The 10,815-nt window shown below is 72.5% G+C and carries 9 protein-coding genes; 1 reads left to right on the forward strand and 8 read right to left on the reverse strand.

Going from position 1 to position 10,815, the window contains the following annotated elements; all coding sequences use genetic code 11:
- Positions 1-23: 23 nt before the first annotated feature.
- From pstS to mshD, 8 genes are all read right to left on the reverse strand, one after another.
- The gene (pstS, locus tag ACFQ8C_RS26335; protein ID WP_383461921.1) at positions 24-1,163 is read right to left on the reverse strand and encodes a phosphate ABC transporter substrate-binding protein PstS; all 1,140 of its coding nucleotides are present in this window, start codon (positions 1,161-1,163) and stop codon (positions 24-26) included.
- Between the two features lie 327 nt (positions 1,164-1,490).
- Positions 1,491-2,003, reverse strand: a complete 513-nt coding sequence (locus ACFQ8C_RS26340; protein WP_383461923.1) for an NUDIX domain-containing protein — start codon at positions 2,001-2,003, stop codon at positions 1,491-1,493.
- The gene (locus ACFQ8C_RS26345) at positions 2,000-3,010 is read right to left on the reverse strand and encodes a CHAD domain-containing protein (protein ID WP_383461924.1); all 1,011 of its coding nucleotides are present in this window, start codon (positions 3,008-3,010) and stop codon (positions 2,000-2,002) included. The genes ACFQ8C_RS26340 and ACFQ8C_RS26345 overlap by 4 nt, the downstream gene beginning before the upstream one ends.
- Positions 2,997-5,267: an RNA degradosome polyphosphate kinase gene (locus tag ACFQ8C_RS26350; protein ID WP_383461926.1), complete on the reverse strand. Its 2,271-nt coding sequence runs from the start codon at positions 5,265-5,267 to the stop codon at positions 2,997-2,999. The genes ACFQ8C_RS26345 and ACFQ8C_RS26350 overlap by 14 nt, the downstream gene beginning before the upstream one ends.
- A 245-nt stretch (positions 5,268-5,512) precedes the next feature.
- Positions 5,513-6,499, reverse strand: a complete 987-nt coding sequence (locus tag ACFQ8C_RS26355; protein WP_383461928.1) for an ABC transporter permease — start codon at positions 6,497-6,499, stop codon at positions 5,513-5,515.
- Entirely contained in the window at positions 6,496-7,338 is an 843-nt protein-coding gene (locus tag ACFQ8C_RS26360) for an ATP-binding cassette domain-containing protein (protein WP_383461929.1), read from the reverse strand. The genes ACFQ8C_RS26355 and ACFQ8C_RS26360 overlap by 4 nt, the downstream gene beginning before the upstream one ends.
- Positions 7,335-7,727 (reverse strand): GntR family transcriptional regulator, encoded by a 393-nt coding sequence (locus ACFQ8C_RS26365; RefSeq protein ID WP_383461931.1) that lies wholly within the window; start codon positions 7,725-7,727, stop codon positions 7,335-7,337. Before ACFQ8C_RS26365 ends, ACFQ8C_RS26360 begins: the two co-directional genes overlap by 4 nt.
- Positions 7,728-7,859: 132 nt before the next feature.
- Positions 7,860-8,786, reverse strand: coding sequence for a mycothiol synthase (gene mshD, locus ACFQ8C_RS26370; RefSeq protein ID WP_383461933.1), 927 nt, complete (start codon positions 8,784-8,786; stop codon positions 7,860-7,862).
- Positions 8,787-8,947: 161 nt separating this feature from the next.
- Here mshD and ACFQ8C_RS26375 point away from each other — a divergent pair, with 161 nt between their 5' ends.
- Positions 8,948-10,753 carry a bifunctional metallophosphatase/5'-nucleotidase gene (locus ACFQ8C_RS26375; protein WP_383461934.1) on the forward strand — a complete coding sequence of 602 codons (1,806 nt, stop codon included), beginning with the start codon at positions 8,948-8,950 and terminating at the stop codon, positions 10,751-10,753.
- The last annotated feature ends 62 nt before the right edge of the window (positions 10,754-10,815 follow it).

The raw sequence follows: 10,815 nt of genomic DNA on the forward strand, positions 1-10,815 counted from the left end.
GAGCGGCCGCCCCCGGCCGGGGGTCAGGACAGCGTCGGGACGATCGCCCGGACCTTGGCGGCGATCTCGGCCGGCATCGGGGCGTAGTCGGCGTCGGTGAGGACCTTCTGGCCCTCCTCGCTGATCGCGTAGTTCAGGAAGGCCTTCAGGGTCGGCAGGGTCTCCGCCTTGTTGCCCTTGTCGCAGGCGATCTCGTAGGTGACGAGGACCAGCGGGTAGGCGCCCTCGGCCTTGGTGGCGTAGTCGAGGGAGAGGGCCACGTCGTTGCCGGTGCCCTTGACCTTGGCGGCGGCGATGGCCTTGGAGGCGTTCTCCGAGGTGGCGGCGACCGGGGCGGAGGCGCCGGTGTTGACGCTGACCGTGGAGATCTTGTTGGCCGTCGCGTGGGAGAGCTCGAAGTAGCCGATGGAGCCCTCGGCGCCCTTGACGGCCTGGGCGACGCCGGAGGAGCCGTTGGCGGCCTGGCCACCCGGGGCGGGCCACGACTTGGTCTTCGGGTCGTACTTCCAGTCGGCGGCGGCGGCGGTCGAGAGGTACTTGCCCAGGTTCTGGGTGGTGCCGGACTCGTCCGAGCGGTGGAAGGCCTGGATGGTGGAGTCCGGGAGCTTGGCGCCCGGGTTCAGCTTGGCGATCGCCGGGTCGTTCCACTTGGTGATCTTGGTGTCGAAGATCTTGGCGATGGTGGAGGCGTCCAGGACGAGGTTGTCCACGCCCTCCAGCTTGTAGCCGATGGCGATGGGGCCGCCGACCATGGGCAGGTTGACGCCCGTGCCGCCCTTGCAGATCTTCTTGGACTCGGCGACCTCTTCGTCCTTCAGGGCGGAGTCGGAGCCCGCGAAGGCGACCTGGCCCTGGTTGAACTTGGTGATGCCACCGCCGGAGCCGATGCCCTGGTAGTTGACCTCGACACCCTCACAGGCGGCCTGGAAGTTCTTGACCCACAGGTCCACCGCGTTTTCCTGCGCGCTGGAGCCCGCGGCGAGCAGCTGCCCCTTGGCGCCGTCGCACTTGATGTTCGACGCGGCGGCCGACGTCTGCTTGCCACCGCTCTTGGCCGGCTCGTTGTTGTCGTCCGAGCCACACGCCGACAGGAGCAGCGCACCGGAGACGACGAGGGCACCGATCGCGGAGGCGCGAAGCCCGTTGTTGCGCGAAAGCTTCACTTTCGGGGGTTCCTTCCAGAGGCCGCCGTGTTTCGGACCGGGTGTCCGTCGCTTCGAGGGCGGCGCGTGTCGGGTTTGTCGGGTGCATCGTCAGGCTCCGTGCACCGCGTAAGGCCGAAATTAGGCAGATCAGGTGAAGCGGCCAGCCGTGGAGAGTGAACGCGAGGTGAACCGTGCCGTAAGCCACGGTGCGGCCCGGCACGGGGTGCCGCCCGGAGGGCCCGCAGTGCCCGGGGGCGTACGGCGCGTAGCGGTCGGCGTGGTCCGGGGGACGCGCGCGGGGAGTACGGCCCGGGCGGCGGTCCGGGCGACGGCGTCGGCCGCCGTCTAGGAGGCGTCGCGCGTCTGTCGGCCCGGGGTCGCCGCCGTCGTCAGGAGGACGTCGAGCAGCTCGCGGTCGCGTGGCCGGGTCAGGCGGGTACGGGCCGCGGCCGGCGGCAGCCAGAGCAGCCCGTCCACCTCCCGGCCGGGGACGAAGGTCCCGCCGAGGGCGCGGGCCGCCCAGTAGACGACCTCCTTGGGGCGCCCCGCGACCGGGTAGCGGACGGTGGGGAGCCGGGCGCCCAGCTCGCAGCGGTGCCCGGTCTCCTCCAGGACCTCCCGCAGCGCGCACGCCTCGGCGCTCTCGCCGCGCTTCCGCTTCCCCTTCGGATGGGACCAGTCGTCCCACTTCGGCCGGTGCACGAGCGCGATCTCGATGCCGTGCCCGGACGGCGACGGGCGCCACAGGACGCAGCCCGCCGCCAGGATCGGCTCCGGGTCGGGCTCAAGGCCCGGCTCGCGGGCCGGCTCAGGGTCCGGATGCCGGTCCGGCTCCCGGTCCGGCGGCGGGGAGGTCATGGGACGGGGGCGGCGGCCGTGTGCCAGGCGCGCTGGAAGGCGAAGCGGGCGGCCTCGACCTCGTGGCGCTGGTCGGCGTGGAGGACACCGAGGGCGTACGCGGTGGCCGGGGCGATGCGCGGGGTGCGGGCCGCGGCGGCGGCCGCCGCGGCCGCCTCGGCGGCGTCACGGTGGCGGTCGAGGGCCCGGGCCGCCTCGTACAGCGGGGCGTCCGGGCCGGCGTCGAGGGCGGTGACCTCGGTGGCGTACCGGTGGAGCCGGAGCAGCAGCCGGGTGTGGTGCCAGGGCGCGTCCTGGTTCTCGCCCGCCGCCAGGGCCAGCGCCTCCGCGTTGTACGGGTGGGCGGCGCGGGTCAGCGGCAGCGCGTCGACCGCGTCGAGGAGCCGTCGGCGGGCGACCGAGGCGGAGGCGTCGAGGACCTCGGGGGCGGGGGCCGCGCCCGCCGGGCCGAGCGGCACCTCCGAGGCGAGCAGGGCGACGGCGTCGGCCAGCGCGTGGAAGCGGGAGGAGCCGAGGGCCTGCAGGGCCGCCGAGTGGGCGCGGGTCCTGGCCAGGGTGAGCTGCCGGTCCAGGAGCGCGCCGGCCCGGGCGGCGCCGACGGTGAGCCCGGCGCTCTCCGAGCCGCGGGCGGCCGGCACCGGTCCGCTGCCGCCGGCCAGCCGGTTCAGCGCGTCCATCAGCCGGACCAGCCGCGAGGTGCACGCCTGTTCCAGGGCGAGGGCGCCGGAGAGCCAGGCCAGCTCGGTCCTGAGCTGGTCGGCCCAGGCGGTGTCGAGCAGGGGCCGGAAGGTGTGCAGGCTGCCGCTGATGCGGCGGGCGGCCGCCCGGAGCGTACCGGCGGCCTCCTCCGCTCCGGAGGTGTCCGCGCCGCTCTCGCCGTGCTGCCGCAGGCCGCGGAGGAAGTCCGCGGCCCGGGCGTGCAGGTAGGGGGCCAGGACCTCGCCCGCGGTCGCGTCCCGCGTGGACCGGGCGGACTGCGTGGACTGCGTGGGATCAGGGTTGTGCACGCCGGCGCCTCCGCGCGTCGATGAGCATCTCCTGCACGTGCCGCAGCGGCTTGCCCTCGGGGTCGGTCGCGTGACGCGTCCAGTTCCCGTCCGGGCCGAGGTGCCAGGAGGAGGTGGTGTCGGACATCCCGGTCTCCAGGAGCCGGGTCAGGGCCGCCCGGTGGGCGGGGTCGGAGACCCGGACCAGGGCCTCGATGCGCCGGTCCAGGTTGCGGTGCATCATGTCGGCGCTGCCGAACCAGACCTCGGGCTCGCCGCCGTTGCCGAAGGCGAAGATCCGGGAGTGCTCCAGGAAGCGGCCGAGGACGGAGCGGACCCGGATGTTCTCGGAGAGGCCGGGGACGCCGGGCCGCACGGCGCAGATGCCGCGCACCCAGACGTCGACCGGGACGCCGGCCTGGGAGGCCCGGTAGCAGGCGTCGATGACGGCCTCGTCGACCATCGAGTTGACCTTGATCTTCACGTACGCCGGCCGGCCCGCCCGGTGGTGCGCGATCTCCTTGGTGATGCGGGAGACCAGCCCGTCGCGGAGCGACTTCGGGGCGGTGAGCAGGCGCCGGTACGTCTCCCTGCGGGAGTAGCCGGAGAGCCGGTTGAAGAGGTCGGAGAGGTCCGCGCCGACCTGCGGGTCGGCGGTGAGCAGGCCGAGGTCCTCGTAGAGCCGGGCCGTCTTCGGGTGGTAGTTGCCGGTGCCGACGTGCGAGTAGCGGCGCAGCAGGTCGCCCTCCTGGCGTACGACCAGGGAGAGCTTGCAGTGGGTCTTGAGGCCGACGAGGCCGTAGACGACGTGGCAGCCGGCCTCCTCCAGCTTGCGCGCCCACTTGATGTTGGCCTGCTCGTCGAAGCGGGCCTTGATCTCGACGAGGACGAGGACCTGCTTGCCGGACTCGGCCGCGTCGATGAGGGCGTCGACGATCGGGGAGTCGCCGGAGGTCCGGTACAGCGTCTGCTTGATCGCGAGGACGTCCGGGTCGGCCGCGGCCTGTTCCAGGAAGGCCTGGACGGAGGTGGAGAAGGAGTCGTACGGGTGGTGCAGCAGCACGTCCCGCTCGCGCATCGCGGCGAAGACGTCGGGCGCGGACGCGGACTCGACCTCGGCGAGGTCCCGGTGGGTGCCGGCGACGAACTTGGGGTACTTGAGCTCGGGCCGGTCCTGCGAGGCGATCCCGAACAGACCGGTGAGGTCGAGCGGGCCGGGCAGCGGGTAGACCTCGGCGTCGGAGACCTTCAGCTCGCGGACCAGCAGGTCGAGCACGTACGGGTCGATGGACTCCTCGACCTCCAGGCGGACCGGCGGGCCGAAGCGGCGCCGCATGAGCTCCTTCTCCAGGGCCTGGAGCAGGTTCTCGGCGTCGTCCTCCTCGACCTCCAGGTCCTCGTTCCGCGTCACCCGGAACATGTGGTGCGCCAGCACCTCCATGCCGGGGAAGAGCTCCTCCAGGTGCGCCGCGATCACGTCTTCGAGGGGGACGTACCGCTGCGGGGACGCCTCCAGGAAGCGGGAGAGCAGCGGCGGCACCTTGACGCGCGCGAAGTGGCGGTGGCCGCTGACCGGATTGCGCACGACGACGGCCAGGTTGAGGCTGAGCCCGGAGATGTACGGGAAGGGGTGCGCCGGGTCCACGGCGAGCGGCGTGAGCACCGGGAAGATCTGCTGGCGGAAGAGCGTGAAGAGCCGCGCCTGCTCCTTCTCGGTGAGCTCGGGCCAGCGGATCAGGTGGATGCCCTCGTCGGCCAGGGCCGGGGCCACGTCCTGCTGGTAGCAGGCGGCGTGCCGGGCCATCAGCTCGCGCGAGCGGGTCCAGATGAGGTCGAGGACCTCGCGCGGCTGGAGGCCGGAGGCGGAGCGGGTGGCGACGCCGGTGGCGATGCGGCGCTTGAGGCCGGCGACCCGGACCATGAAGAACTCGTCGAGGTTCGAGGCGAAGATCGCGAGGAAGTTCGCTCGTTCGAGGAGGGGGGTCGTCGGGTCCTCGGCGAGTTCGAGGACCCGTTCGTTGAAGGCGAGCCAGCTGCGCTCGCGGTCCAGGAAGCGACCCTGCGGCAGCTCGCGGGAGGCGTCGCCGTCGTCGCCCTCGTAGGAGTCGATCTCGGAGTCGAGGCCGGAGTCGAGGCCGGAGTCGAAGACGCCGTCGTCACCGGCGCCGTCGGCCTCGGCTTCGGCGTGCGGGCGGTGCGCCGCTATGGAACCCGTGGACGGCTGCGGGGACGCGGTGGCGGAGGTCTGGACCGGGACCTCGGCGGGCTGCTGGCTCATGGACCCATTCTTCCGCGCGAAGGGGTCGGCGGGCGCGTCGGAGCGGGCCGTGGGGGAGGGCAGCCTCCCCTTCGGGAGTCTTCCCGGGGAGGGAGCCCCGCCAGGAGTGATCACGGATCGCTTCATTGCGTGAGCGTCGCAAGCGCGTCTGAATGGCCGGTAACGACGACATGTCGTGCGGGAATCGGGGGCGGGGCCTGTGCCGGGCCCCGGGCCCCCGATTGACCCGTACGGGTGAAGGCCGGTTACGGGTGCCGGGCGCGCAGCACGCGGAAGGCGGCGAAGAGGGCGAGGGCGGCGAGGGCGAGGACGATGCCGCTCTCGATGAGCTGGGTGGGCCAGAAATGGGAGGAGGGGTGGTAGTCGAGGAACTGGCGGGTGACGTCGTGCTCGGCGTAGCACTGGTTCTGCGCCTTCTCCCACAGCCCCGGGTCGGCGTCGACGCCGGGGACGCTGTTGACCTGGCGCCAGCAGATCGACTGGTCGAAGGGGGTCCCGGAGGAGGTGAGCACGCCGGAGTCCATGTAGAGGTGGTCTCCGGGGGGAGTGAAGGAGGAGTCGGCGACCAGCGGGCCGGAGGCCCGCTCGGTGGGCAGGATGGACCAGCGGTACGCGTTGAAGGCGGTCGACAGCGCGCCCACGACGAGCCCCGCGGCGGCCATGGCGAGCAGGGTGCGGTGGACGAGCTGGCCGACGAGGGCGCCGACGGCGACGGCGGCGAGGACGTAGGCGAAGGCGGTGACGCCGGTCGCCGTGTAGGTCCCGGACTGGCCCCAGTGATAGTCCCATCCGTCCCGTATCCCGGCCCGCCCGAACCAGAAGACGCCCATCACGGCGAGCATGGCGAGGACCGCGACGCCGGTGGCGACCGTGAGCTTGGAGCGGAGCCAGTCGGCGGGGCTCACCGACTGGGTGAGGGAGAGCTGGTACGTCCCCGACTCGTACTCGCGCGCCACCATCGGGCCCGCGACCACGGCGGCGACGACGCCCGGCAGGGCGATGGCGGCGAAGGAGACGTACTCCATGATCACGCGGAGCTTCAGGTACCCGTCGTTGTCGGGCGACGAGACCCAGACCCCGCCCTGGACGGGCATCGGCTCCTGTGCGGCCCAGATCCGCAGACCGCCGACGACGGCCAGGGCGAGGACCGCGAGGGCGCCGGCCAGCCACAGCGTCCGCCGGTACTGGCGGATCGTCACCCACGCGGGGCCCCTGAGGGCGAGGCTGCTCATACGGAGGCTCCTTCGGGGTTGCGGAGGTGGGCGAGGAGGAGTTCCTCCAGGGAGGGTTCCGAGCTCTCCCAGGTGCCTTCGACCGGGCCCTCGCGGCGGACGAGCGCGGTGAGCTGACGGCCCGTCGTGCGGGAGTCGACCACCGTGTGCGGGGCGAGGTCGGCGACGGGGCCCCTGAGCAGGGTGTGCGCGGCGAGCAGCTCGTCGACGGGTCCGTCGAGGCGGACGCGGCCGCGGGCGAGCAGCATCAGGTGGTCGCAGGCGCCCTCCAGTTCGGTGAGGATGTGCGACGACATGACGACCGTCGTGCCGCGCTCGGCCGCGTCGGACATCAGCAGGCCCATCAGCTGGTGGCGGGCGAGCGGGTCGAGGTCGGCCATCGGCTCGTCCAGGAGCAGGAGTCCGGCGCGCTTGCCGAGGGCGAGCGCGAGGGCGACGCGGGTGCGCTGGCCGCCGGAGAGGTGGTGGACGAGGGTGTCGGAGGAGAAGCCGCCGCCCTCGACGACCCGGAGCGCGGCGGCTTCGTCCCAGCGGCCGGGGTTGAGCTCGCGGCCCATGCGGAGGGTGTCGGCGACGGAGAGCCGGGGGTGGAGCGGCTTGGCCTGCGCGACGTAGGCGAGGTCCTCGCGGGCGGGGGCGGTGAGCGTGCCCTCGGTGGGGCGCAGGAGGCCGGCGGCGAGGGCGAGGAGGGTGGACTTGCCGGCGCCGTTGGGGCCGACGAGGGCGCATATCCGGCCGGCCGGGAGGGCGAACCCGCACTCCCTCAGGGCCCAGCCGCCCCTTCGGCCGCCGTACTTCTTGCCCAGGAGCTCTGCTCCCAGGGCCACGGTCGTGGTCACGTGTGGTCGTCCCCCTCGAAGTGCTGTGTCAGTACGGCGGTGAAGAGCGCCGCCACGTCCTCGCGGTCCATTCCTTCGGCGCGTGCCCGGCGGGCCCAGGCGTCGAGCTCGCCCCGGAGGGGGGAGTCGGCGGGGGCGGTGGTGCCGAGCGTGGCGCGGACGAAGGTGCCGAGGCCGCGGCGGGCTTCGACGAGGCCTTCGCGTTCGAGCTCGCGGTAGGCCTTGAGGACCGTGTTGGGATTGATGGCCGTCGCCTCGACGACCTCGCGTGCGGTGGGCAGTCGGTCGCCCGGCTCCAGGAGGCCCATCCGGAGGGCCTGTTTCGTCTGCTGGACGATCTGGAGGTAGGTGGCGACGCCGCTGCGCCGGTCGATGCGGTACTCGACCACGTCCCTTCCACCACCCTTTCACTAATCAAGTAGTGAAAGGGTGGTGGAAAGAAGGGGGCGGTGTCAACCGCCCCCTCCGGAACGGCCGTTACGACCGCCCCGTACGCCCGGTACGCCCCGTACGCCCCGGGGTCACGACTCCGAGCGGTACATCAGGTCCACCTCGTGGGTCCGGAAGCCCAGGCCCTCGTAGACCCGCACCGCCGCGGTGTTGTCGGCGTCCACGTACAGCATCGCCGTCGGCAGCCCCTGCGCCGCCAGGTGCCGCAGGCCGGTCGCGGTGAGGGCCTTGCCGAGGCCGCCGCCCTGCGCCTCCGGCAGGATCCCGACCACGTACACCTCGCCGAGCCGCTCCTCCGCGTGGACCTTCGTCCAGTGGAAGCCGACCAGCCGGCCGTCCTTCTCGGCGAGGAAGAAGCCCTTCGGGTCGAACCACGGCTCCGTGATCCGGTCGTCCAGGTCCCGCTGGGTCAGCGCGCCCTGCTCGGGGTGGTGGGCGAAGGCGGCGGCGTTGACCGCGAGCCAGGCCGTGTCGTCCTGACCGGGCACGAAGGTGCGGATCGTGACGCCCTCGGGGAGGACCGGCTCGGGGATGTCGAGCGGCGTCAGCGGGCGGCGCAGCTGGCGGAGTTCGCGGAAGAGGGTGAGGCCGAGCACCTGCGCCAGGTGGCGCGCGGACGGCTTGCCGCCGTGCGCCCAGACCCGCAGCCGCTTGCCGGAGGCGGCGAGCAGGGCGGTGCCGAGCGCGCGCCCGTGACCGCGGCCGCGCTGGTCGGGGTGGATGAGCAGTTCGGCGGCCGGCGCCTCGACGGGGTCGGTCTCCTCCAGCTGGGCGTACCCCTGGAGGCGGGAGCCGACGGTGAGGAGGAAGTGCCGCACCCCCTCGCGCCGTCCGTGCCGGAGGTAGAGCCGGCCCTGCTCGGACACCGCGTGCACGCCGTCCGCGCGGTCCGCGGCCCCGAGCAGGTCCATGACCTCCTGGACCTGCTCGGGGGTGAGCTCGTCGTACGTCTGGATCTGCCGTCCCGGTTCGAGGGCGGGCGCCGCGTCGGAAGTCATGGTGCGAGCCTACGGCGAACACTCCGTCAGCCGGAGGCAACTGTCTTGTGACCCACTACCCCCTGTTGCGCTACGCGCGTTGACCCTAGGCTGCGAGCGCACGCGCGGGTAACGATCAAAGCCGCGAATCGGGGCAAGGGGCAAAGGGGACCACGGGAGAGATGGCAGTGAACCGCAGGAAGAGCAAGGCCGGACGGCGGATTCTGGCCGTCGGCGCGGGGCTGGCGACGGTCGGTGCGCTCGTCGCCGCCATGCCGGCGGGCGCCTCGGCGGACGCCGGGAGCGCGCACGGGTCGAACGGCAAGGGCTGGGGCCGGATGGTCGACGTCCAGCTGCTGTCCTTCAACGACCTGCACGGCAACCTGGAGCCGCCGACCGGTTCGTCGGGCCGGCTCACGCGCCTCAAGCCGGACGGCTCGACCGAGCTGGTCAACGGGGTCGGCGGTGCGGAGTACCTGGCCACGCACCTGGAGCAGGCCCGCGCGGGTCACCGGTACTCCATCACGGCCGCGGCGGGCGACATGATCGGCGCCTCCCCGATGGTCTCCGGGCTCTTCCACGACGAGCCGACCATCGAGGCGCTGAACGAGATGAAGCTCGACGTGAGCTCGGTCGGCAACCACGAGTTCGACGAGGGCGCGCGCGAGCTGAGCCGCATCCAGAACGGCGGCTGCCACCCGACGGAGGGCTGTTTCGAGGAGGGCAAGACCTTCGAAGGGGCGAACTTCCCCTACCTCGCGGCCAACGTGACGGACGAGAAGCGCGGCAAACCGCTGCTCGACCCGTACTTCATCTGGGAGCGCGACGGCGTCCGGATCGGCTTCATCGGCGTCACGCTCGAGGGCACGGCGAACATCGTCTCCGCCGAGGGCATCAAGGGCCTGAAGTTCGGCGACGAGGTCGAGACGATCAACAAGTACGCCAAGGTGCTGGAGCGCAAGGGCGTGAAGTCGATCGTCGCCCTGCTCCACGAGGGCGGCATGCCCGCCTCGGGCGCCTACAACTACGACTGCGACACCCCGGGCGCCGGCGCCGGCATCTCCGGCCCGATCGTCGACATCGCCAAGAACGTCTCCCCGCAGGTCGACGCCCTGGTCACCGGCCACACCCACCAGGCGTACGCGTGCACCATCCCGGACCCGGCGGGCAAGCCGCGCACGGTGACGTCCGCCGCCTCCTTCGGCCGGCTCTACACCGACACGACGCTCACCTACGACCGTCGTACGAAGGACATCGTCCGCACCGCCGTCGCCTCCGCCAACCACGTCGTCACCCGGGACGTGGCCCCGCACGGGAAGATCACCACGCTGATCAACCGGTGGAAGGCCCTGGCCGCGCCGATCGCGAACCGTCCCGTCGGCTACATCGCCGAGAACATCGAGAACCCCGACGGCGTGTTCGAGAAGCCGATGGGCAACCTGATCGCCGACGCGCAGTTGGCGGGCCTCTCCCCGGCGGACAAGGGCGGCGCCCAGCTCGCGCTGATGAACCCGGGCGGCGTCCGCGCGCCGCTGACCAAGAGCGAGAGCGGCGTGGTGACCTACGGCGCGGCGTACACCGTCCAGCCGTTCACCAACATGATGACGGTCGTCGACCTGACCGGTGCCCAGCTCGTCACCGCGCTCCAGCAGCAGGTCAGCGGTGCCAACCTGGCGTCCCCGAAGATCCTCCAGGTGTCGAGGAACTTCGCCTACACCCTGGACACGACCAAGACGGGCGCGGACCGGATCGTGGTCGACTCGGTGCGGCTGAACGGTGAGCCGATCGACCCGTCGAAGAGCTACCGGGTCGCGATGAACGAGTTCCTGACGGGTGGCGGCGACGGCTTCCCCGTCCTGGCCGCCGGCACGAACAAGCTGGTCGGCGCCTCGGACCTGGACGTCCTCATCGCCTACCTGACGGCCAACTCGTCGGCTGCCGAGCCGCTGCGGGCCCCGGCCGTCGGCCGCGTCACGGTCGTCCGGTAGTCCTCGGCGGTCGCCGATTCCTCGGAGAAAGGGGCTGCCCCCGCCGGACCACGGTCCGGCCG

It is taken from the genome of Streptomyces sp. NPDC056503 (assembly GCF_042794995.1).
Taxonomy (GTDB): Bacteria; Actinomycetota; Actinomycetes; order Streptomycetales; family Streptomycetaceae; genus Streptomyces.